The organism is Rufibacter roseolus (assembly GCF_017916365.1).
GTDB lineage: Bacteria > Bacteroidota > Bacteroidia > Cytophagales > Hymenobacteraceae > Nibribacter > Nibribacter roseolus.
Genome location: NZ_JAFMSU010000001.1, coordinates 254,163 through 277,206 on the forward strand (window position 1 = coordinate 254,163; position 23,044 = coordinate 277,206).

General features: G+C 51.4%; 23 protein-coding genes and 1 tRNA gene. 17 read left to right on the forward strand and 7 right to left on the reverse strand.

The features are described 5' to 3' along the window. Position 1: 1 nt before the first annotated feature. The 3 genes from J3P35_RS01025 to J3P35_RS01035 form a co-directional block, all read right to left on the reverse strand. Positions 2-853 carry an endonuclease/exonuclease/phosphatase family protein gene (locus tag J3P35_RS01025; protein ID WP_210462209.1) on the reverse strand — a complete coding sequence of 284 codons (852 nt, stop codon included), beginning with the start codon at positions 851-853 and terminating at the stop codon, positions 2-4. Between the two features lie 269 nt (positions 854-1,122). Next, positions 1,123-1,195: transfer RNA gene (locus tag J3P35_RS01030), tRNA-Met, on the reverse strand. Positions 1,196-1,257: 62 nt separating this feature from the next. Next, entirely contained in the window at positions 1,258-3,054 is a 1,797-nt protein-coding gene (locus J3P35_RS01035) for a BamA/OMP85 family outer membrane protein (RefSeq protein ID WP_210462211.1), read from the reverse strand. Positions 3,055-3,141: 87 nt separating this feature from the next. On the opposite strand from J3P35_RS01035, the gene hemW reads away from it, so the two are divergent. The 11 genes from hemW (at position 3,142) to J3P35_RS01090 (ending at position 13,503) form a co-directional block, all read left to right on the forward strand. After that, positions 3,142-4,284, forward strand: a complete 1,143-nt coding sequence (gene hemW, locus J3P35_RS01040; protein ID WP_210462213.1) for a radical SAM family heme chaperone HemW — start codon at positions 3,142-3,144, stop codon at positions 4,282-4,284. 181 nt (positions 4,285-4,465) lie between these two features. Beyond that, positions 4,466-5,137 (forward strand): hypothetical protein, encoded by a 672-nt coding sequence (locus J3P35_RS01045; RefSeq protein WP_210462215.1) that lies wholly within the window; start codon positions 4,466-4,468, stop codon positions 5,135-5,137. 175 nt (positions 5,138-5,312) lie between these two features. Then, positions 5,313-6,437, forward strand: coding sequence for an MBL fold metallo-hydrolase (locus J3P35_RS01050; RefSeq protein ID WP_210462217.1), 1,125 nt, complete (start codon positions 5,313-5,315; stop codon positions 6,435-6,437). A gap of 138 nt (positions 6,438-6,575) precedes the next feature. Next, complete coding sequence (locus tag J3P35_RS01055) at positions 6,576-6,896, forward strand: hypothetical protein (RefSeq protein WP_210462220.1); 321 nt, start codon at positions 6,576-6,578, stop codon at positions 6,894-6,896. Between the two features lie 153 nt (positions 6,897-7,049). After that, on the forward strand, positions 7,050-8,144 hold the full coding sequence (locus J3P35_RS01060; RefSeq protein ID WP_210462222.1) for an SGNH/GDSL hydrolase family protein: 1,095 nt from the start codon (positions 7,050-7,052) through the stop codon (positions 8,142-8,144). A gap of 11 nt (positions 8,145-8,155) precedes the next feature. After that, complete coding sequence (locus J3P35_RS01065) at positions 8,156-8,773, forward strand: hypothetical protein (protein WP_210462223.1); 618 nt, start codon at positions 8,156-8,158, stop codon at positions 8,771-8,773. 62 nt (positions 8,774-8,835) lie between these two features. Then, positions 8,836-9,408 carry a pentapeptide repeat-containing protein gene (locus J3P35_RS01070; RefSeq protein ID WP_210462225.1) on the forward strand — a complete coding sequence of 191 codons (573 nt, stop codon included), beginning with the start codon at positions 8,836-8,838 and terminating at the stop codon, positions 9,406-9,408. A gap of 95 nt (positions 9,409-9,503) precedes the next feature. Beyond that, on the forward strand, positions 9,504-10,367 hold the full coding sequence (locus tag J3P35_RS01075; RefSeq protein ID WP_210462227.1) for a LytR/AlgR family response regulator transcription factor: 864 nt from the start codon (positions 9,504-9,506) through the stop codon (positions 10,365-10,367). A 132-nt stretch (positions 10,368-10,499) separates the two neighbouring features. Beyond that, positions 10,500-11,828, forward strand: a complete 1,329-nt coding sequence (locus J3P35_RS01080) for a TraB/GumN family protein (protein ID WP_210462229.1) — start codon at positions 10,500-10,502, stop codon at positions 11,826-11,828. A 122-nt stretch (positions 11,829-11,950) separates the two neighbouring features. Further along, positions 11,951-12,634, forward strand: a complete 684-nt coding sequence (locus J3P35_RS01085; RefSeq protein ID WP_210462231.1) for a 2'-5' RNA ligase family protein — start codon at positions 11,951-11,953, stop codon at positions 12,632-12,634. 56 nt (positions 12,635-12,690) lie between these two features. Further along, positions 12,691-13,503, forward strand: coding sequence for a cyclase family protein (locus tag J3P35_RS01090; RefSeq protein WP_210462233.1), 813 nt, complete (start codon positions 12,691-12,693; stop codon positions 13,501-13,503). A gap of 519 nt (positions 13,504-14,022) precedes the next feature. Here the strand turns inward: J3P35_RS01090 and rpmA are convergent. Together rpmA and rplU are read right to left on the reverse strand one after the other, a co-directional pair. Continuing rightward, positions 14,023-14,319, reverse strand: coding sequence for a 50S ribosomal protein L27 (rpmA, locus tag J3P35_RS01095; RefSeq protein ID WP_210462235.1), 297 nt, complete (start codon positions 14,317-14,319; stop codon positions 14,023-14,025). A gap of 70 nt (positions 14,320-14,389) precedes the next feature. Then, positions 14,390-14,698, reverse strand: a complete 309-nt coding sequence (gene rplU / locus J3P35_RS01100) for a 50S ribosomal protein L21 (protein ID WP_210462237.1) — start codon at positions 14,696-14,698, stop codon at positions 14,390-14,392. A gap of 1,008 nt (positions 14,699-15,706) precedes the next feature. Here rplU and J3P35_RS01105 point away from each other — a divergent pair. The 6 genes from J3P35_RS01105 to J3P35_RS01130 all read left to right on the forward strand — a co-directional run bounded on the left by J3P35_RS01105 (position 15,707) and on the right by J3P35_RS01130 (position 21,295). Then, on the forward strand, positions 15,707-16,666 hold the full coding sequence (locus tag J3P35_RS01105) for a ribonucleoside-diphosphate reductase small subunit (RefSeq protein WP_210462238.1): 960 nt from the start codon (positions 15,707-15,709) through the stop codon (positions 16,664-16,666). Between the two features lie 186 nt (positions 16,667-16,852). Further along, positions 16,853-19,234, forward strand: coding sequence for a ribonucleoside-diphosphate reductase subunit alpha (locus J3P35_RS01110; RefSeq protein ID WP_210462240.1), 2,382 nt, complete (start codon positions 16,853-16,855; stop codon positions 19,232-19,234). A gap of 115 nt (positions 19,235-19,349) precedes the next feature. Continuing rightward, positions 19,350-20,153, forward strand: coding sequence for a toxin-antitoxin system YwqK family antitoxin (locus J3P35_RS01115; protein ID WP_210462242.1), 804 nt, complete (start codon positions 19,350-19,352; stop codon positions 20,151-20,153). A gap of 95 nt (positions 20,154-20,248) precedes the next feature. Next, positions 20,249-20,482 carry a tRNA pseudouridine synthase A gene (locus tag J3P35_RS01120; protein ID WP_210462244.1) on the forward strand — a complete coding sequence of 78 codons (234 nt, stop codon included), beginning with the start codon at positions 20,249-20,251 and terminating at the stop codon, positions 20,480-20,482. Continuing rightward, the gene (locus J3P35_RS01125) at positions 20,472-20,756 is read left to right on the forward strand and encodes a type II toxin-antitoxin system RelE/ParE family toxin (RefSeq protein ID WP_210462246.1); all 285 of its coding nucleotides are present in this window, start codon (positions 20,472-20,474) and stop codon (positions 20,754-20,756) included. Before J3P35_RS01120 ends, J3P35_RS01125 begins: the two co-directional genes overlap by 11 nt. Positions 20,757-20,776: 20 nt before the next feature. After that, positions 20,777-21,295, forward strand: coding sequence for a DUF2199 domain-containing protein (locus tag J3P35_RS01130; RefSeq protein WP_210462247.1), 519 nt, complete (start codon positions 20,777-20,779; stop codon positions 21,293-21,295). A gap of 139 nt (positions 21,296-21,434) precedes the next feature. On the opposite strand, the gene J3P35_RS01135 is transcribed toward J3P35_RS01130, so the two are convergent. Together J3P35_RS01135 and J3P35_RS01140 are read right to left on the reverse strand one after the other, a co-directional pair. After that, complete coding sequence (locus J3P35_RS01135; protein ID WP_210462248.1) at positions 21,435-22,238, reverse strand: hypothetical protein; 804 nt, start codon at positions 22,236-22,238, stop codon at positions 21,435-21,437. 294 nt (positions 22,239-22,532) lie between these two features. Next, positions 22,533-22,940, reverse strand: coding sequence for a SpoIIAA family protein (locus J3P35_RS01140; RefSeq protein WP_210462249.1), 408 nt, complete (start codon positions 22,938-22,940; stop codon positions 22,533-22,535). Positions 22,941-23,044 lie beyond the last annotated feature (104 nt).

A 23,044-nucleotide genomic window follows, 5' to 3' on the forward strand; every position in this document is an offset into this window, starting at 1 on the left:
ATCACTTGGCACCATATGTCACCTTCACCAAGACAGGGAAATGGTCAGAGGGGAATTTGCCATGGTATGTATCGGTCAAAATTCCCCATTTTTTCACCTCAAAAGCATTGCTCACAAAAATGTGGTCAATGATTTCCCTTCCGTCGAACTGCTGTTTGAATCCGTTGAATGAAGTGTTGTTGGCATAAGGGTATTTCACTTGCCTGAAAGTGTCTTTCAGCAACCCTGAATTAGCAATGGTCAGGTACCACTCGCTCGCTTGGCCTCCGTTGAAATCACCCGTTAAGACCACCGGCTCTTTTCCGGCTATTTCCTGGATCTTACGCAAAATCAGCTTGCTGCTTTCTTTTCTGGCCTGCATCCCCTGGTGATCAAAATGGGCGTTGAACACATACAGCTTCTTCCTGGTGGCGAGGTCCTGCAGATATACCCACGACACAATACGGTGGCAGCAGGTTGCGTCCCAACCCAACGAGGGCTTATCGGGTGTCTGGGACAACCAGAAATCACCTTTGTTCAACAGCTTAAATTTATCTTTCCTGAAAAAGATGGCCGAGTGCTCGCCTTTCTCTTTGCCGTCATCCCGGCCTGCGCCGTAGCGGTCGTACTCAGGAAGCGCCTTGCTCAAATCATCCAACTGGTTCTTTAATCCTTCCTGGGTACCCAGCACATCAAACTCATGAAACCGGATAAGGGCGGCTACCGCAGGTTCCCGGCTCACCCACAGGTTTCCCGTATCGCCTGGGCTGTCATACCGCAGATTGTACGACCCAATTGTTAACTCCTGCGCCTGAAGGGCGGTAGTTACACCTACTATCAACAAGAGAAAAAGGAGCCTTCTTTTTAATCTCATAAAGCTTAGAGGTATCGCAGTTTTATAATTCACCCATTTCAGCTTAGGCATTGCCTGACACAAGCTGTTTCGGGAATGAGATAAAGGTAGTATTTCTCTTCGCAGTTTCTAGCTAGTCTCTGAGGAACAAAGCTGAATAGATGTGCCTAGGAAAACTGTATGGAAGATGTTTGATAAGGAAATCGTTTCATAGACACGGCAGGAACCTACCAAAGAAGCGCAAAAACGAAAAAGCCTTGCAAGTTTCCTTACAAGGCTTTTATCTGAGGTAGCGGGAACAGGACTCGAACCTGTGACCTTTGGGTTATGAGCCCAACGAGCTACCAACTGCTCCATCCCGCACTGTTTGTAATACAAATGTAGGGGCTTTTTCTATACGCTCCAAATCCTTTGCAAAAGTTTTTCTAAAAACGGCCCGTAATCCCGAAGTGAATCTTGCCTCTGGAGAGGCTAAAACCCTCTTGCGAGGTCCTCCCCACGGAGTAAACTAGCTGAAACACACCGGCTCCCGTGGAAAAGCTGATGCCGCCGCCCACGCCGCTGGCCCACTGAATATTTTTTTCATTTTTCAGGTCGCGGCGCAGATATCCCTGGTCATACAAGAGAAAAACGTACGAATCCTGCCCGGTATACAACCTATACTCCAGCGTACTCACGGCGTAAGACGAGGCGTAAAACGTATAATCATCGAAGCCGCGGAGCGAGGCCAGCCCACCCAACCTGAACAGCTCGTTCAGGTACAGGCGCTGATTCACCAGACCCTCGGCCCGAAGCCTGGTGAGCACCACCCCGTTTTTGGACACGGGCCAGTACCGCTCCACCCGCCCGGATAGAGAGATTTGGGAGGTCTTCATCTGCAGCGTGTCATAGTAGCTGGCTTCTACCCGAGCGTTCCGCTGTACCCGCTTGTTGCCCACCGCGCCCTGGAGAAACGCCTGGGTTCCGCGCCGTGGGAAGAACAGATCGTCCAGGTTGCCCCAGGCGTAGGCCAAGCCGTAGGATGTGAAGTTGGCGTCAATGGCCGATGAATCTGAGGTGCGCTGCCGCAGGGCTTCCGGCGAGAGCAGCTGCGAACTCACCACCTCGGCAAAGAACGTCACCCGACTGGTAGTGGAAAGCGGATAGGCAATCTCCAGCCTCGGCCGAAGGTTCAGAAAGGAAGTGTCCTGTTTGTAGAGATGGAACAGACCTGCCACCTCAAACGGCGAGTTGAAGAAGTGCGGGTGCCGGTACGCCACATCCAGGAGCTGCGAGTTGCGTTCCACCTTGCGCCAGTGCAGGCCAATCTGCTTGCCACTCCCACGCAGGTTGCGCACCTGCAGGTTCACTTCACCGGTGATGAGGAGTTTGTTCGCGGAAGAGTTGGGGTCGGGCAGAAACCCGATGATGCCATCAAACTGGTTTGCTTTTTTCTCATCCAGGAAGAAGTACACGCGGGCCTGGTTTTTCGCGAACAAAACCTGGGGCTCGCCGGTGATGCGCACAAACGGCAACTGCCGGAGCGCACGCATGGCGGCTTCTATGCGCTGAAGAGAATACGGCTGACCCGGAGCGATCTGGGTATAGCGGTAGAGCGTGCGCAACTGCATACGGCTGGAGCCCACAATCTGCACCGAATCAATGAGCATGAGAGGTCCGCGTACTACGCGCAGCACACCGCTCAAAGAATCATTGTAGAGGCGTAGCGAATCAATCTGCACGGCGGCGTACGGGAAACCGCTGTTCTCGGCTTCGCGCAGCAAACTCTGCTGCAGTTGGGCAAACTCGGCGGGCCGGAAAGGCTGACCACTGTAGAGCTTCTCCCTAAAGCCCACTTTCTCCAGCAAACCCTCGCCAACGTTCCCGTTCTTGAGCGAGGCCCAACTGTAGGGCCGCCCCACGTACACGTGCAGCCACAGGGAGTCATTGCGGCGATGCAGGCTGTCAATGGAGGCCGTGAGGTAGCCTTCTTCCTGCACCCGGGCCAGCCAGCTGCGCAGGTCCTGCTGCAGCTTCAGGGAATCATTGACAGAGAGTTTGGGTTGCAGGCGCTGCCAGATCTTTACGGCATCGGGGTCTACCGACGATACGTTCACCACCACTTTCTTGTCCTGCGCCTGCGCCACACTGCCCCACAGCAGCAAACCCAGGAGCAGCCCCAGAAATGCGTATCTTTGCGGGATTATCTTTTGGTACAGGCGGGAACTAGACTTCCTCTTCATTGTTTCTAAAGGTACGGCTTGCGCCGCGAAATTACCGCACCGCCGATTTTCATTTACTCTAAACGCTTTCCCTAGCCCAACCATATTTTGGCCGGAATTTATCTTCATATCCCTTTTTGCAAACAAGCCTGTCACTACTGTGATTTCCATTTCAGTACGTCTATGGGCCTGAAGGAACAGGTCTTGCAGGCCATGCACCGCGAACTGGAACTCCAGCAGAACTACCTGCAAGGCGAGGTTATCAACACCATCTACTTCGGGGGCGGCACGCCGTCCATCTTATCAGTAGACGAATTGAACGGCCTTTTGGAGGCGATTTACGCGAAACATACGGTAAACCCGAACGCAGAGATCACCTTGGAAGCCAACCCCGACGACCTCACGCCGGAGAAACTGCAGGCTTTGCGGCAGACCCGCATCAACCGCCTGAGCATTGGCGTGCAGTCATTCCATGATCCGCATTTGCAGCTCATGAACCGGCCGCATACCGCCGCCGAGGCTGTTAACTGCATCAGAATGGCGCAGGAACTGGGCTTTGACAACATCTCGCTGGACCTGATCTACGGCATCCCCGCCGAGGACGCGGCGCTTTGGGAAGAGGACCTGGCCAAAGCTTTCGCGTTGAATGTGCAGCACCTTTCCTGCTACGCGCTCACCATTGAACCCAACACCGTCTTCGGGAGCCGGGTACGGAAAGGCAAGTTCTCGCCCGCCGATGAAGAGCGCGTGGCCCGCCAGTTTGAGCTGCTCATGGACCAGGCCGCCCGGCACGGATTCCTGCACTACGAGATCTCCAACTTCTGTCAGCCCGGTTTTGAGAGCAAGCACAACAGCAGCTACTGGAAACAGGTGCCGTACCTGGGCCTGGGTCCCAGCGCCCACTCCTTCAACGGCGTGAGCCGCCAATTCAACATCGCGCACAACCCTAAATACGTGCAGGCCCTGGAAGCCGGGCAACTGCCCTGCACCGTAGAGGAACTCTCTGTAGAAGACCGGGTAAACGAGTACGTCATGACCACGCTGCGCACCAGCTGGGGCTGCGACACGGCCTACATCCGGGAGAAATGGGGCATTGACCTGGTGGCCCTCCACGCGGCATACCTGCAGAAGATCTCAACCCAGGGACTGCTGCGGCAGGAAGGCGATATCCTGATCTTAACCGAAGCCGGCAAACTCTTGGCTGATGAGATAGCGCTGGATCTGTTTTTACTCCAGGAAGAAGAGGCGTAGCGCATCAGCAGTTTGGGGGCTGTTTTGGAAAAAGCAGCCCCCAAACAGAGCTTTATTATGGGATCACCAGGCACAAGGCAGCAGTTTTTGGCCATTCGCCTTGAAATAACGTACTGCTAATGCTTGCCTAGGAGGAATAAATCCTTAAATTGATCCTATTCCTTCACTAAAACATCCCTTCATGAAAAATTCTACCCAAACTTTCAGGCTGTTGATCCTGCTTTTCTGTAGTTTCCTGGCCACCTCCTGCTCCAAAGACGATGATGAGGAAGTGATCCCGCCCCTTGAAAACCAGCTGGAGTACAATGATGTAAAGTACGACCTGGCCACCGTGTTATCCGTTGACCTGGGTGCGGCCGGCTTCTCCACCACCGAGACCCACTACGGTCAAGCCTTCCTGCTTTCTGACTACGTGGCCACCGGCACCGCCGCCCCAAAGATTATTCTGCAGCTTTATATGTTTTCCAAGGGCGCTGCTTCTTTTGGCTCAGGCACGTTTGAGTTCGCAGATGTTGAACAGGCAGATGCAGAAACGAAATACAAAGACAAAAACTTCTTTTTTGATTCTGCCCTCCTGATTGACCTAAACGGCGATGAGGAAATGGACGAAAACACGGAAACGTTTATGATCAAGGCCGGCACCATTAAACTGTCTGGCACAGCGGGGAATTACAACATAGAGTGCGATGTCACCCTTGAGAACAACAAAGGGTTACGGGCCCAATACTCTGGCGTAGTTACTCCCATCACCATAGATGATGACGATGATGATCCTGCCACCGCAGAAATGAGGAAAGCACCCAAGTCTTTCTTTTCTATGTCTAAAGCCTTGCAAGGCCTTAAACTAAACTAAAGTTAATCCAGCCACTTACCTGGCTTGCTTCTATTATCCTCTGTTTTAGGGCTATCTTCGCAAAAGATACCTTAAAACAGAGGATATTTTTATGGCGGGTGCTTTCCTGGAGGAAACAGTGCTGTCACAACCTTTTGGCCTCGTAAAGGTATCTGCCTTAGTTGCTTACCAGCCAATGAAGAAATTTATGTACATCCTTCTCTCCCTTATCGCTACCCTGGCCATAGGGGGCACTATGTTTCTGGCGTTTGCGCCGCAGTTCGGGGCCTCGGCCCATGGGCAGAGTCGGGAGCGCATTGAGAAGTCCAAGAATTACCGCGATGGCAAGTTCCAGAACCTTTCGCCCACGCCCATGATGGATGAATCGCCGTTCCTGGACAAGGTAAAGATCTTCGCCAAGTTCATTGGCGGCACCGAAGGCGCCACGCCCACAGATGCGTTGCCCATGGTAACTTTAAAGCCCGATGATTTCGCAGGCGTGCCGGCCGAGGGCGTGAAGGTGACCTGGTTCGGGCACTCGGCGGTGCTGTTGGAGCTGAACGGCCTGCGCATCTTCGCTGATCCCATGTTGGGGAAGCGGGCCTCGCCGGTGTCGTTTATCGGGAGCAAGCGGTTCAGCGAGAAACTGCCCATCGCCATTGAAGACCTGCCGCCGCTGGATGTGGTGTTACTCTCGCATGATCACTATGACCACCTGGACCATGGCTCCATCCAGAAACTGAAAGCCAAAACCAAACACTTCTTCGTGCCGCTGGGCGTGGCCGCGCACCTGGTACGCTGGGGCGTGGAGACGAGCAAAATCACGGAACTGGACTGGTGGGAGACTGCCCAGTACGAAGGTCTTTTCCTGGCTTCTACGCCCGCCCGCCATTTTTCGGGCCGGGGCCTCAAAGACCGTGACCAGACCTTGTGGTGCTCCTGGGTGCTCAAAAGCGGAGACCAGTCCATCTTCTTCGGGGGCGACTCTGGCTATGACACGCACTTCAAGCAGATTGGCGAGAAATACGGCCCCTTTGACCTTACCATGCTGGAATGCGGGCAGTACAACGAGGCCTGGCGCTCTATCCACATGATGCCGGAGCAGACCGCCCAGGCCCACCTGGACCTGAAAGGCAAAACCCTTATGTCTACCCACTGGGGTGCTTTCTCCCTGGCCCTGCACCACTGGAAAGAACCTATTGAGCGCCTCTCCAAAGCCACGCAGCAACACAACATCCAACTGGTGACGCCGCTGATTGGCCAACGCTGGAGCCTGCAGGCCGAGCTGCCGCAGACGCAGTGGTGGAAAGGCGTGGAGTAAAAAGCCCAGGCAACATCGCAGGATTGCAGGTCGTAAAAAGTTTGTAGGAATTTCATTGCAAGAGAAGTGTTCGTTTCAGGCTTGAATTATGAAAAACAGGCCCCAAACGCATCTTAATAGAAACTAACTTTTCTGACTATGGAAACGCTAACCAATCACAATCGCTATGCGCCTGCTCCGGGTGGGCAGGGCCGGCATTCTTTCTTCGGTGTTGTTTTCGCCGGTTTTTTGGTCTTGTTCCTGGCCGGCGTGCTGTACTTCACCCGTCTAACCGACTTCTCCTCCCCAGAGGTGACATCTACTCAACCGGTGGAGGATTTGCCTGCGGCGCAGGAGATAAAAATTGATGCCGCGGTTACTGGCTCTTCCGTTGGAACTACCGCCAACCTGGCCGGTCATGCTATGTTTGCGCCGCTGCTGGGGCAACCCACCAATGCCGCACCCTTGATTTTCAGGTAGCGTCTACCGAGATCAAGGACGTTCCTATCGGTTGATTTCCCCAAAAGGCTGAAGGGTGGAAAGCAGGTTTTCTTAAAAGATGCGCTTTGAAACAAACACGGTTCTCAGCATCTTTACCCATACCAATTTCCACCCTTCAAACCTTTTGGCTCCATGCGGTCCAGTGCCCTTCTTCGCTTCTCGGCTTTTCTTTCTATCCTGCTTTGGTCAGGCTGCGCTACGCAGAAAAGTATCACCGTTGCCCCCCGCCACGAGCAGGTGACCTACATGGGCCGGGTGGGGAAACCATCGCCGGAGACGGCGGAACTGTACTGGTCGGGCACCTCGGTGAAGCTGAATTTTGAGGGTACTTCTGTAAAAGCGCGCCTAAAAGACAACGCCGGAAGAAGCTACTACAACGTGATCCTGGACGGCGACAGCATTACGGTGATCAAGCCAGATACCTCCGCAAGGCTCTTCACCTTGGCCACCGGGCTGCCGAAGGGCAAGCACACGATAGAACTCTTCAAACGCACCGAGTGGGATAAAGGCACCACCACTTTTTATGGCTTTGAGCTGGGCGAGGGTGGCAAAGTATTACCGGCCGCGGCGCCTAAAACCCGCAGAATTGAGTTCTACGGCAACTCCATCACGGCCGGGTACGCCGTGGAAGATTTCTCGGGCAAGGACAACCCCGAAGGCATGAACACGAACCACTACGTGAGCTACGCCGCCCTCACCTCGCGGTTCTTTGACGCCGACCACACCTGTATCTGCAAAAGCGGCATCGGGATTACGGTAAGCTGGGAGCCCAACATCATGCCCGATATCTACGACCGCCTGAACCCCTCAGACCCCAGCAGCAAATGGGACTTCTCGCAGCAGCAGCCTGATGTGGTTATCATCAACCTCTTCCAGAACGATTCCTGGATTGTAAACCTACCGGATAATGCCCAGTTCAAGCGCAGGTTCGGGAGCACCAAACCCACCGAGGAATTCCTGATCACGGCGTACCAGAACTTCGTGAAGAGCATCAGAAGCAAGTACCCCAACGCCCACATCATTGCCATGCTGGGCAACATGGACATCACCCGCACCGGCTCGCCGTGGCCGGGCTACGTGGAGAAAGCCGTTGCCGGCTTACAAGATCAGAAGATCTACACCCTGTTTGCGCCTTACAAAGACACCCCGGGCCACCCCCGGGTAGAAGAGCAACAGGCCATGGCCAACCAGCTCATTAAGTTCATGCAGGAGAAGCTGAACTGGTAATGCGGGCTCTTATGAAAACAACCGGAATAACCCTGCTCTTCACCTTACTTTCCCTGGTAAGCTACGGGCAAAGCCGTGGGGCAACTGAGAAATTCAAAGCCAATCTGCTGCCCAGCAAAACCGGCGCCTTGCTCACCTACAACGGGCAAGAACACGCTTTCACCATCACGATGGACGCCGATAGCGTCAGGCCTTCTGATACACCAGGAATTGTATACGTAAACGGAATGATTGTTCAGGCTGGCCTTGTCCCTGTTCCAGCCGGACTCTATAAGGATAGTCTCACAGATAAAAGGCAGTTTGAAATCCTCCAGGCCTACGTTGCTTACGAGATGGAATACTTCAAGAAAGACTTAAACATCAATCATAGAGACTTAGAGGTGTATCAGGGTTTGTTTGGAGGAAAGCCATTCGTGGTTTGGACGTTCTCCATGCCTAAGAATGATAATATAAGAAAGCAAATCTACATCTCGGGCATTTGCTTCAACCAGACTTTGAGCTTGAACATACCAGTCAGGAGTGAAAAGGATTTTGAGAAATCTCTTGAGTTACTTACTCAAATGGCCAAGACAGTAAAAGAGTATGACCGTCCTTTGGATTTGAACCAGCTCTACAAAGAGCTTAACTAGCTGCTGATTTAAGGCTGTTTTCCCAAAAACAGGCGGAAAAGCCCTTCCCAGAAACTACTCCCATGCAAGAGACCCTGCACCAGAACAAGACCTTTGACCAGCTTAACTACACCGGCAAAGGCGTGGCGGGCCGTGAGTTTGAGGAATGCACCTTTACCAACTGCGATTTCACCGGTACCAACCTCTCCAACAACAGCTTCACCGATTGCGTCTTTGAGAACTGCAACCTGAGCAATGTGCAGTTGAGCCACTCCAAGCTGCACGATGTCACCTTCACCAACTGCAAACTGGTGGGCGTAGATTTCAGCGTGTGCCACGATTTTCTGTTTGCCGTACGGTTCAAAGGCTGTTCCCTGGATTATACCTACTTTGCCAAAAAGAGCCTCAAAAAGACCGTCTTCGAGAACTGCAGCATCAAGGAAGCTAACTTTACGGATACGGATTTAACCCAAGCCGCCTTCCTGGACTGTGACCTGGCAAGAACCGTTTTCCAGCGCAGCAACCTGGAGAAGGCAGATTTCAGGACGGCCTACAACTACACCCTGGACCCCGAGCTGAACCGCATCAAGAAGGCGAAGTTCTCGGTACAGGGCGCGCTAGGCTTGCTGGCCAAGTACGATATTGACGTGAAGTAGCAGCGGCTGAGACTGTTCCACGGGGAAAAGGAAATTTTGTGTACATTTAGTACCGGCATTTTCTCCAGAACAGGTCTTTACCGTTTGCTAACCTTATGCTTTCTTTTTTACGGCAGCCGTATCCGCTGAGCGAGCTCACGCTTATCAAATCCGTCTTCCATTCGCTGCTGTTTGGGTTTATCATCGCCTTCTCGCTTATCGTGTTTCAGCCGTTCGGGTCTTACAACTGGCACCATCCGTCAAAGAACCCTATTCTGGCGGGCTACGGCGTGGTAGCGGCGGTCTCGGTTTTCCTGAACTTCTATGCTTTCCGGAAAATGCTGCCCCGGCTTTTCACCGAGGCCAACTGGAGCGTAGGTAAGGAGATTATCTGGAACCTGCTGCACTTTGGCACCGGCGGATTTCTGTGCACCGTGTATGGTTCGCTCATGGGCGTGATGCCCTTCACCCTGAACCAGATTCTCTACATGTCTATGGTGGCCTTCCTAATGGGCTTGGTACCGGCGGTGCTCCTGGTGATGATCAACTACGTGTACCTGCTGCAGAAGTACCGCCCCCTAGAACCGATGGAGAAAAAAGAAACGCCTGCCCCGGCTGCTCCCTCAACCCAGGAAGAGGAACTGGTACTGGTGGCCGAGAACGGGAAAGACACCCTGGGGCTCTCTGCACTGAACCTGCTGTTCATTGAGGCTAGCGACAACTACTGCACCGTTTTTCACCTGGAATCCGGAAAACTGACCAAAACCTTGCTCCGCAGCAGCCTGAGTCGGTTGGAAAGTCAGATTACCTGGCCGGGCATTTCGCGGTGCCACCGTTCTTACCTGGTGAATCTGGAGCAGGTGCAGACAGTATCGGGTAACGCCCAAGGGTACAAACTCCATTTCGCCGGCACAGACCAGGTGGTACCGGTGGCAAGGTCGTACTCGGGGCTGGTGCGGGAGACGTTTGTGGCTGCCTGATCGCCCCAGGCGCCTTTGCCATTCACCCCAAAACCCGCCTATAGCCCCAAATAAGCGGCCTTTCGCCCCATACTCCGGCGGCGTATTTCCGAGCCTTCTACTTTTGACGAAACGATTCACACCTCCTTCGTCATGAAAAAGATCCTGAAAAGAATTGCCCTGTTTCTCCTGCTCACCCCGGTAGTGTTGCTGGTCTTGGTTTCTATTGCCTATGGTATTTACGCTTTGCTGGCCGTGGGCGGTGAGAGCACCCCGCACCAGGCGTACCTGCAAAAGCACAAACAGGAAGTAGACTTGCAAGCATCGGCACCGGCCTTCCCCATCTTTGACAGTGCCTTCTACCAAAAGCAGATTTTCTTCCTGGGCGAGGCCCACGGCACCGCCGCTCCCCAGGCCCTGGACTTCGCCTTACTCCAACACCTGAACCAACGCGTGGGCCTGCGCCATTACCTGGCCGAGGTGGACTACAGCCAAGCCTATTTCCTGAACCAATACCTGCGTACCGGCGAGGAGCGCCACCTGCAGACCGTGTTCCAGTTCTGGGCGAAACAGAACGCGCAGTGGGGTAACCAGAACTTCTATGACAAGATCAAAAAGATCAGAGCTCTGAACGGAACCCTGCCCGAGGCGCAGCGCATCCAGATTCTGGGCGTAGACAAACTGCAGGACCTGGACGCCACCCACTTGTTCCTGAAACAAACCCTGGCCCAACTGCCGCAGCGAACTTTCCAGGATTCTGCCCTCGCGAAGCTCCGGCAAGTCATCTCCGCCGATACCTTGGACACGGAAGCCTTGTCTTCTCTGGCTACACAAATGCTGTCTTTCTTGTCTCAAGATTCTTCTGCTTCTATTTTACCTTCCGCTACCAAGTTTGACTTGCAGCACACTTTGCAGAACGTGGCTTATTTAGACGGAAAAGCCCGCCGCGACAGCGTCATGTACCTCAACCTGAATACCTTGGTGAAAGCCCAGCACCTGGAGCACGCGAAGTTGTACGGCATGTGGGGCCTGTTCCACACATTGCCGGTGGAGTTGCAGCGCGGCGTACCGTTTGCCTATTACCTGCAGGGCGAGAACTCTCCTTTCAGAGGCAAGACAGTTTCCATTGGCGTGTACACCCTGGACAGCGAGAACATGATGCCCGCGGCCTCACTGCCCGCTTTCCTGAGCAAAGGGCAGCGATACGTGAACAGCACCATGGCTAACAACGACGGTCCTATGGTGTTCGTGAACGGCATCAAAGACCTGCGGGCCGCCAGTCGTGAGAACTCAATCACCCTATTCAAAACCGATGCCCCTAATTCGCCTTACCGCACTTCCTCGCGGCTGGCCAGCATTAAGGTGCTGTTTCCTAACCAGAGCATAGATTTCGCCGGCGAGCACCCGCGCATTACCCAGGTGTTCCAGTACGTATGCCTTGTACGCAACTCTAAGGCACTAACCCCATTACCATTGTTGTAATTACTAATTTTAATGGAGTAACTACCCAAAATGAGCCGCAGAAGGAGCCACGATGCTCCTTTTTGCGGTTTTAGCCTTATTTTAGTAAAACAAGGCTAAAAGGAAGGATGAGCCCCCAACTCATGAACTTACAGGACCATTACACCCAACTATGGGAAAGTGCCGAGGCCAGATTTGCCGCCGGTGATTTTGCCCTGGATCCCCTGATTGACTCGCCTGAGGACACCAGACGAGGACTCACTTTGCTGGCCCGCCCCAGCCAGGCGGTGGTAAATGAAATGCAGGATTTGTTGCAGCATTTAGCGCAGGTAGAGCCAGAGCAGTACTACTATCCTCCGGCAGACATTCACCTCACCGTACTTTCTATTATCTCCTGCTACCCTGATTTCACGCCAAAGCACATCCAGCCGCAGGCGTACGTTGACCTGCTGGAAAAGGCACTGAAGCCTCATTCAAAATTCGATATCCTTTATGCAGGGCTCACCGCCTCCCCCTCGTGCGTGCTGGTGCAGGGCTTTCCCCTAACCGATGAACTAGAGCATCTACGGAACGACGTACGGGAGGCTTTCCGGGCCTCGGGATTGCAGGAGTCCATTGACCAGCGCTACACCATCCAAACGGCCCATAGCACCGTAGTGCGGTTCAGAAAACCTTTGACCCAGCCTGCCCTATTTCTGCAAAAGCTTCGGGAATGCCGCCACCGCAAATTCGGCACCTCACCCATCCACACCCTGGAGTTGGTCTACAATGACTGGTACCAACGCGAAAGCACCACCCAAACCCTGGCCACTTTTACGCTGAAGTAATTTCTTTTCGGCCGCTTTCCGCGTATTTTAGGGAAAACAGGTCTAAAACGCCGCCCATGCTTTCTTCTGCCACCATCACCTTCCGGGACCGCACCTACGGTTACAACCCTCAACAACCTTTGGATATTTCCCTACCGCTGGCCCCGAGCCCGGAGAACGTCAACTGCTTCTGGGCCGAGCCGGTCCAGGTAGATACCATCATTGTGGGAGACTTTGTAGGAAGCGTAGCCCAGGGCGGCTCCACCAATTACCAGCGCGTGCACCTCACGCCCCACGGCAACGGCACCCACACCGAATGTTACGGCCACATCTCACCAGACCCAGCCGCCACGCTGGACAAATGCCTCAACCGTTTTCTATTTATGGCGCAACTGGTCTCCGCTACGCCGCGGGTATTAGAAAATGGAGACCTCATGGTGATGGCGGAAGATGTGATAGCCCGGTTGGATGAAGGTAATTTGCCTGAGGCTCTGGTCTTGCGCACCTTGCCTAATTTGGAGAGCAAACGCACTGCGCAATACTCGGGCACCAATCCTACTTACCTGGAACCTGCTTTGGCTGAATATCTGGCGCAGCATGGCATCCAGCATCTTCTATTGGACTTGCCTTCGGTGGACCGAGAGGAAGACGGCGGGGCTTTGCTTGCGCACCATGCCTTCTGGCAATATCCTGAGAATACGGGCACCCAGGCGACTATTACAGAATTAATCTTCGTGCCGGATGCAGTAGAGGATGGATGGTACCTTTTGAATCTGCAAGTCACCAGTTTGGTGCTGGATGCTAGTCCGAGCAAGCCGGTGTTGTATGCGCTGACGCCAGTAGTTTCTTCTTTGGGAGGGAGTGTTTCGTTTGCGGAGGCGCCGCATTAGCCTTTACTCCTTTGCCTTTATTGATTGCTTGAGGATTGGTGTTTGCGTAGTCCGTTGATGCTGGCGTGGCGCTGCAGTTTGCGTGGGTTTATAAACTGTATTGTTTCATTGCTTCCCTCCGTGCGCTCACGGCCGCGAGGCCCCGCCTTCCGGCCTCGCGCTGCGCCAGCTTCCTTTGCTCCCTGGCGGTCGCAATGCCTGACGGCACCGGAACCTGACAAGGCGCTCCACCGAAAGGCTGGAAAAGGAAATACGCTAGCAGGAACGCCTCAGACCTCACAGGTTTTGAAAACCTGTGAGGTCTTCTGTATATGACATGGTTCAAGTCTGCGACTTGGACCTAAAATGACCGGCAGTTTGCAAAGCCGTGAGGCGAAAGCCTTACTTCCCAGTGGCTACCATCATATTTTTAAATACAAGATTTCAGCCCATTTTTTGTAAAACACTTGAAAAAGAAAAAGGCTGCCTTGTAGGCAGCCTTTTTTGTGATCTGTACCAGCCGTGAGGCCAGAGGTATGCTTAGGCAGTAACTTCTTCTGAAGTAGCAGTAGCAACTGGAGCGTCTACTGGAAGAACTGATACGAAAGAACGGTTCTTAACGCCTTTTTTGAATTGTACGATACCATCGGTCAGGGCGAACAGGGTGTGGTCTTTACCGATACCTACGTTTGCACCTGGGTGGTGAGCTGTACCGCGCTGACGCACGATGATGTTACCAGCGTTGATGGTTTGACCACCAAAGATTTTCACGCCTAAGCGTTTGGAATGTGATTCGCGGCCGTTGTTAGAACTACCGACACCTTTTTTGTGAGCCATTTCTAGTCTATTTTAATCTGGGGAGAAACCCCAGAATAGGTTCTACAATAATTATTCTTTACCTCAAAAATTAACCAATGGTGTTGATCAACACTTTGGTGTACTGTTGGCGGTGACCGTTTTTCTTCTTGTAGCCTTTTCTTCTTTTCTTCTTGAAGACGATTACTTTGTCACCTTTGGCGTGGCCCTGGATAGTTCCAGTCACCTTTACTCCGTCTACAAATGGAGCACCAACAGTTAAAGTTCCGTTGTCATCAGTTAAAAGAACATTGGCGAACTCTACGGCGTCACCTTCATTGCCGGAAAGCTTGTTAGTGTAGAAGAACTTACCGCTCTCTACTTTCGTCTGGATACCAGCGATTTCTACAATTGCGTACATCAGCTTACGATATTTTAAAAATTGAACCGCAAAAGTACGGACAGTCAAGCTAATATCCAAACAAGCCCCTATTATTTCAGCCTGATTTTTACCGATACTCCGCTGGTTTATAGGCGGTTGTGAGTTATGCACCAAGATGTGGATAACTTTAGTGGATAAACATAATGTGTAATGATACTCAATGAGTTACGAGTGGATAAAGACAAGAAAAATGTTGGCCACCCAGAAAAGATGGCTAGATTGGGGTACTTCTGACCAGTAAAAGTGGGCGAACTCCCGGCCCTGAAGCATAGATGAAAGTAAAAAACTTCTGGGCTAATATCAAGAGAAACAGCAGGTTTGTTTTCCCACACCATCTCTCCAGCCTCTCAGCCCAATTCTCTTTTAAATTGTCGCTATTTAAACAATTGCCTCCTCCTTCTCAATCTTGAACGAAGCAGGCTTTGAGCGCCTGAACAAATCCGCAATCACTCTCCAGCTTTCGTGCATCCATCATTGGTGCATTCCTTTCCTCAAATTTTAAATCAAACTATTTCGCTGGGCAGAAAACAGCGAGAACAAACCCCTGCCTTCATCAGCTCGTTTTCCCCTGGTTTTAGAGCGACTCACAGCCTGACTAGAACCTAGAAAATCCTGCTTAAAAGGTACTTCTACCCACTAATGATAACCTTGCCCGTTTACCTTCCAAAATCAGTTACTATCCTTTAAGATACCGCTTACCAACCCATATAATAAAGCCTATATTTAAGGTTTCTAATTTTTATAAAAGCACAACAAGCTGATTTACAATATGTTAAAAGTGCATTACAATGTGGATAACCGCTGTATAAGAAATGGATAAATTCAACTGTTCTAATCGGGCAAACCACGTATTTGTCCCTATATTTGAAATCTCAAGCCGGTACAATTGCTCCTAAACCCAATGGTTCAGAAGCTGCCCTGGCCGGGGAGAAACGCCGTTGCGGCGGCGTCTCGTTAATTATTTTAGAGCAACAAACCGTTTTAGCTATGGAGCCCATATTACAAGAAAACCCTAATCGCTTTGTCCTTTTCCCCATCCAGAACGATGCCGTTTGGCAGATGTACAAGAAAGCGGAGGCTAGCTTTTGGACCGCCGAGGAGATTGACCTCTCGCCGGACTTGAAAGACTGGGAGAAGCTCAATGATGGCGAGCGCCACTTCATCTCCCACGTGCTGGCCTTCTTCGCGGCCTCAGACGGAATTGTGAACGAGAACCTAGCCATCAACTTCATGCAGGAGGTGCAGATGCCAGAAGCCCGTTGCTTCTATGGGTTCCAGATCATGATGGAGAACATCCACTCTGAGACCTACTCCCTGCTCATTGATACTTATATTAAAGATCCTCAGGAGAAAGACCGGTTGTTCAACGCCCTGGAGACCGTTGACTGCGTGAAGAAAAAAGGCGAGTGGGCCCTTAAATGGATCAACTCTGAGAACTTCACTGAGCGTCTGATTGCGTTTGCGGCCGTTGAAGGCATTTTCTTCTCTGGTTCTTTCTGCTCTATCTTCTGGATGAAGAAGCGTGGTTTAATGCCAGGGTTGACCTTCTCCAATGAGTTGATCTCCCGTGACGAGGGACTGCACTGCGACTTCGCGTGTCTGCTATACTCTATGTTAGTGAACAAGTTACCCGAAGAGCGCGTACAAACCATCATCCGCGACGCAGTGAGCATTGAGCAGGAATTTGTGACCGATGCGCTGCCCGTAGACCTCATAGGGATGAATGCAAAACTGATGAACCAATACATCGAGTTTGTGGCCGACCGCCTGCTGGTGGCCCTGGGCTGCGGCAAAATCTACAATTCAACCAATCCATTTGACTTCATGGAGATGATCTCCCTGCAAGGCAAAACCAACTTCTTTGAGAAACGTGTGGGCGAGTACCAGAAATCGGGCGTGATGAGCGACCGTGACGCCAACGTGTTCTCTCTGGACGAGGACTTTTAATTATCACCCCAGACAGCCCTAAAGCGCTTTGGGGCTGTTTTTCCAAAAACGGGCCCAAAGCATCCGGCAATCGGTTGGAGGTGGGGCTCTCAAGTAAATTCAAGCCAAAAATATGCTCCGGCGCAAAAGCGCATGGGAGAGAAATATCTGGATGGTACGTCATCCGTCACCTATTAGTGTAAGCGTATGTTAGTTGTAAAAAGAGACGGCCGCAGGGAATCGGTCAAATTTGATAAAATCACGGCCCGCATAGAGAAACTGTGCTACGGCCTGAACATGACGTTTGTGAGCCCGATTGAGGTAGCCAAGAAGGTGATTGACGGGATCTACGATGGCGTGACCACCGTGGAACTGGATAACCTGGCCGCCGAAACCGCTGCCTCCCTTACGACCAAGCACCCCGACTACGCCATTCTGGCGGCGCGCATTGCCATTTCCAGCCTGCACAAGGTGACGCAGAAGTCGTTCTTCAACACCATGAAGCAGCTCTACACCTACGAGGATCCCAAGACAGGTGAGAACGCTTCTCTGATTGCGAAGGACGTCTTTGACGTGATCAAGAAACACGCGGCCGTGCTGGATTCCAGCATCATCTATGACCGTGACTACAACTATGACTACTTCGGGTACAAAACCCTGGAGCGCTCTTATCTGCTGCGCGTGAACGGCAAAGTAGTGGAGCGTCCGCAGCATATGTTGATGCGCGTGGCCGTGGGTATCCATAAGAACGACATTGACGCAGCAATTGAGACCTACAACCTCATGTCTGAGAAGTGGTTCACGCACGCTACGCCAACCCTGTTCAACGCTGGTACGCCTAAGCCGCAGTTGTCTTCGTGCTTCCTGTTAACCATGAAAGAAGACAGTATTCCAGGTATCTATGACACCTTGAAGAACTGTGCTTTGATCTCGCAGAGTGCGGGTGGTATTGGTCTGGCGGCGCATAACATCCGGGCTACGGGTTCTTACATCAAAGGCACCAACGGTACGTCTAACGGTCTGGTACCAATGCTGAAAGTTTTCAACGACACGGCCCGTTACGTAGACCAGGGCGGCGGAAAGCGTAAAGGCGCTTTCGCGATTTACCTGGAACCATGGCATGCAGATATCTTCGAGTTCCTGGACTTGAGAAAGAACCACGGAAAAGAGGAGATGCGGACCCGCGACTTGTTCCTGGCCCTCTGGACCCCAGACTTGTTCATGAAGCGCGTAGAAGCCAACGGCGACTGGAGCCTGATGTGCCCTAACGAGTGCCCGGGCCTTTCTGAGACCTGGGGCAAGGACTTTGAGCGCTTGTATGAGAAATACGAGAAAGAAGGCAAAGCCCGTAAGACTATCAAAGCGCAGGAACTGTGGTTTGCCATCTTAGAGGCCCAGACCGAGACCGGCACCCCTTACATGCTGTTCAAGGACCACGCCAACGGCAAGTCTAACCAGCAGAACCTGGGTACCATCAAGAGCTCTAACCTGTGCACCGAGATCATTGAGTACACAGACAAAGACGAGATTGCCGTATGTAACCTAGCGTCTTTGGCTTTGCCGCGTTACATCAAAGAAGAGAAAGGGGTTAAGACCTTTGACCACCAGAAACTCTACGAGGTAACCTATACCGTTACCAAGAACCTGAACAAGGTAATTGACATCAACTACTACCCGGTTCCAGAGGCGAAGAAATCAAACATGCGTCACCGCCCTATCGGGTTGGGGGTACAGGGCTTAGCTGATGCGTTCCTGCAACTGCGTATGCCGTTTGAGAGCGCCGAAGCCGCCCGCCTGAACAAGGAGATCTTTGAGACCATTTACTTCGCGGCCATGACGGCTTCTAAGGATCTGGCCAAGAAACACGGTCCGTACGAGACGTTTGAAGGCTCGCCTATCAGCCGGGGTATCTTCCAGTTTGATATGTGGGGTGTGACGCCGGAAAGCGGCCGTTGGGACTGGGAAGCGCTTCGTCAGGAAGTGGTAGAGCACGGGGTACGCAACTCTCTGTTGGTAGCGCCAATGCCAACTGCTTCTACCTCGCAGATTCTGGGTAACAACGAAGGTTTTGAGCCTTATACCTCTAACATCTACGTGCGCCGCGTGTTGAGCGGGGAGTTCATGGTAGTAAACAAACACCTCCTAAACGACCTGATCGCGCTGGGTCTGTGGAACGACCAGATGAAGAATGCCATCATCGCTGCCAACGGCTCGGTGCAGGGTATCTCCAACATTCCGCAGAACATCAAAGACCTGTACAAAACGGTATGGGAAATCAGCCAGCGGACCATCATTGACATGTCTGCCGACCGTGGCGCCTACATCTGTCAGAGCCAAAGCCTGAACCTGCACGTGTCTAACGTGAACTTCGGGAAGCTGACTTCTATGCACTTCCACAGCTGGAAGAAAGGTCTGAAAACCGGTATGTACTACCTGCGTACCAAAGCCGCCGCAGACGCCATCAAGTTCACCGTTGAAAAACAAGCCGCCGAAACCCTGGCGCCGATGTACAACCAGGTTGAACAAAACATGAGCGACATGGCCTGTAGCTTAGACAACCCAGACGCTTGCGAGGCTTGCGGTAGCTAATCCTTAGTTTTGCTTAGAAATAGAAAAAGGAGGCCCGGAACGGCCTCCTTTTTGTTTGATTATACCTCTTCTGATTCTAAGAAACCACTACCTTAGATTCTACATTCTCTTATACATGAAATCTCTTCGTACTCTAGTTTTCTCTTCCTTGGCTATTGTTCAACTCTGTATTTCCTGCGGCCCAAACAACGAAGAAGAATACTACCCAAATGGAAAGATTAAGATGAAAGTTGAGTTGAAAGATGGCAAGCGCCATGGAGTTGCGTTGAAGTATGACTCCATTGGAAACTTGCAGATAAAGTCCCACTGGGTTAATGGTGTAGAAAGCGGAAAAGCCTTTCTCTTTTACCCAAGTGGCAAAGTAGAGCAAGAGACTACACTTAAAAACGGGGACTCCCATGGACAAGTGAAAGGCTATGCAGAGAACGGTAAGCTAGATTATATTGCTACCTACTGTGAGGGCAAGTTATGTGGAGATGAAATCAAATATTACTACGGTACTGGCATAAAAGCTGAACTTAACCGCTACGATAAAACTGGCAACCAATTCTATGCTGAAAGATATGATACTACAGGCACAAGGGAAGTAGCCTATTATCTTCCTGACCTATTAGGCAGAAAATCACCTTTGAAACTAGGGCAAGAGCACACCTTTACAATTGAATTTGCAGAGCCTATAAGAGGAAAGATTTATGCTGTTGTAGGTGAATCAGACAAATACAGCAATCAGAGACCTAGGTTCAGCAAGATTATAGATACACTTTATTCTAAGGATAACAGAAGGTTTATACACAAATTTGTTCCTCAAAAGCTTGGCATGAATTATTACGGCGCCATAGTCTACCATGAGCCGCTCAAGGAAGATTCCATTTGGGTTAATGGTACTTCTGTTAAATATGCTTTTGAAGTAGTGGAGTAATAATCACTCTGTTTTCGTCTTCCATTCTTAGAATGAAGCCGAAAACAGAACAGGATCGTAATTTTATTTATTGACTTATTTTAAATAAGACTGCTATGCAAACCATACGGCTACGGGTGAATGAGAAAGTGTACCAGAACCTGATGTGGTTTCTGCGCAAGTTCACCAAAGAAGAACTGGAGATAATTGAGGAGGATGATACCTTCACCGCTACCCAAAAAGAACTGAGGCAAGATTTAACCCAACTAGAAAACGGGGAGGCAGACTTTATAGACCTAGATCAATTAGACCAAGAGCTTGAAAATACCCTCAAGCGGTATGAAGCTTAAGATCAGCAGGCGGTTCAGTGAGAAACTGAATGCCCAAGTGCGGCACATTGCCCAAGACAAACCTGGCGCTGCCCGCAAGTTCAAAACAGACATCATTCAGCAGATTCGGGAGATCCCTAACATGCCGTTCAGGCATCGTAAATCTATTTTCTTTGACCAGGAAGAAATAAGAGAACTGGTATTCAAAGGTTACTTAGTAGTATACAGAATAAATCAAAAACAGAAAGAGATCGAGGTTTTTGGCTTCGTGAAGTATGAAGAAAACCCTCTCTGATCTCACCTAACTTTTAACGCATGACCTACACCTGTGCAGATTGTGGCCAAACACATGAAAGCTGGCCAGCATTGACCTATACGTCGCCCACTCATTACAACGACTTATCAGAAGAAGAGAAAGGAGCCAAAGGCTGGTTGGAAGGAGACTTCTGTATCATCACCCATGAAGATGAGTTAGACCGCTTTATCAGAGTGGTGATGACCATTCCGGTGAATGACCATTGCGATGATTTAGATTACGGTTTTTGGGTCTCGGTGAGTGAGACAACATTTAAGGATTACCAGCAGAACTACCATAGTGAAGCCCATGAGGTTAGCTACTTTGGGTATGTATGCAACAACCTATTGGGATATGAGGATACTCTCAATGTTCCGTCAACGGTAGTAACACAAGCTGGTAACAAAAGGCCGCACGTCTTTCCGCATGAAGACTTTGAACACCCGTTGGTACATGATTTCTACCACGGCATCAGCAAAGAAGAGGCCGAAAGCAGGATTGAGGAGATGATTCGCCAGACCAGTACTCTCGCAGAATAGTCGACTACTTCAATCTACACCTGATAACACCGGCAAGGGCGAACGTTGTTTCTCCCTACAAAGAAAGACTCCCGCTTTGGGTCTGTTTTCATAAAAACAGGCTCAAAGCGGGAGTTCTCTTTTTGAACACTAATCAACCTTACATCTGGTAAGTATAGTCCGTCACGAAGGGGGTGCCGTTCTCTGGGGTGGTGGTTTTTCTGACGGGCAGGTTCTGGGCATTGTATTCGTAGGTGAAGGTAGCCGTGCGTACCTCTCCGCTGGCCAGCGTGGTGGTCACTTTGCCGGGGTTGTTGCGGAACAGCAGAATGTTTGGCGTGAAGAGGGCATCTGCCAGGTGCTGCACACCTTTTTTGGTGTCATAGTTCTCGTACTTGCTCTTTTGCACCAATTCCCAGGCTGCCCCGGTGGTAGGCCTGGTGTATAAGGCAATCTCACTCACGTTGCCGTTGGCGTCATAGGTGTAGGTGACCTTGTTGGTTTCCCGGGGCGTGGTGGCGGTGGTCACGTCTTTGTAAAAGTCGTAGCGGGCAGTCAACCGCCCGTTCACGTTGTATTCAAAGGTGTGGTAACTCTGCAGTTTGTCGTCAATGAGTTCATCCAGTTTGTAAAGCTGGTTCTCTGAGGTGTAGTAATAGGCATTCTCCGTGTCTACGGTGGGGCCATCGGTGAGCACGTAGGCAAAGCGGCCCAGGTTATCATACACAACCTCGCTTGTAGACTGCGCATTCTCGTTCAGGGCCAGAGAACCCTTGCCCACCACGCGGGTAAGCCATCCCGAGGCCGAGTACTGGAACTCCCGGCTATCGCCTTGGGAGGTGTTAATCTTGGTGAGAAAAACGGGCGAGGATTGGGTAGAGGGTTCCGGGTCTTCCAGGTCACAGCCGGCCAGGAACAGGGTGGTGAATAAGACCAAGGTGAGCTTACTTAAGTAGTTTTTCATTTCTAAAGGGCATGTAAACATTAAGGTAGAAGATCTATACAGAAGAGCCACTTACCGCCCAGAAGGTTGCACGCCTCTGGAAAATTGCCCGGGATTCAATTGGCCTTAATTCCCCCAGATCCGCAAGAGCCCAGCTCAGGAAGCCTCTACCCGTTTCAAGCCCGATCTCATAAAAACAGGCCCTAAATGCTCCATCCGTTTTCCGGCTATTGTACCAGAAACAGCGCAAAACAAAAAAGGAAGCCTGCTGAGGCTCCCTTTCCTGGTATATGTTGCTGAGTAGGCTTAAGACTCCTATTTCACGGGTTGAAGCACCCAAGCCAGGGCTTCTTCGCGAGATTCAAAATCCTTGAGGGCCATATCGCCTAAATCTGGCGCGCGCTTCATGAGCTGTTCTACGGCCATTTTATTGAAAATGTCTTCGGAAACCACGGTGGCATTCCGCCGGATGCTGCTGTCCCTGAGCTTAGGGAAGGCGAACTCAGCGTACCAAGCCTGATCTGCCTGCCTGATGGCCTTCATCTGGCGGTTATCGGCGAGCCAGCGCAGGGGCTTGTGTTCCTCCAGCAGACGCACGCACATGGTAACGGCTTCCCTAAACTCTTCGCTGCTCAGGAAACCAACCGCCTCAGCTATGCCCAGCTGGTTAGTGTGGTCATACAAAAGGGTAAAGGCCTTACTCTGAAAATAAGTGGTTACCATAACAGGTTTTAAGCGATGTGATGTAACGGTTCTGGGTTTAGTAAAAATCTATGCAGTAAACGTATTGGCCCAGGCCACCTTGCCTGGCCTGGGCCAATCTTAGA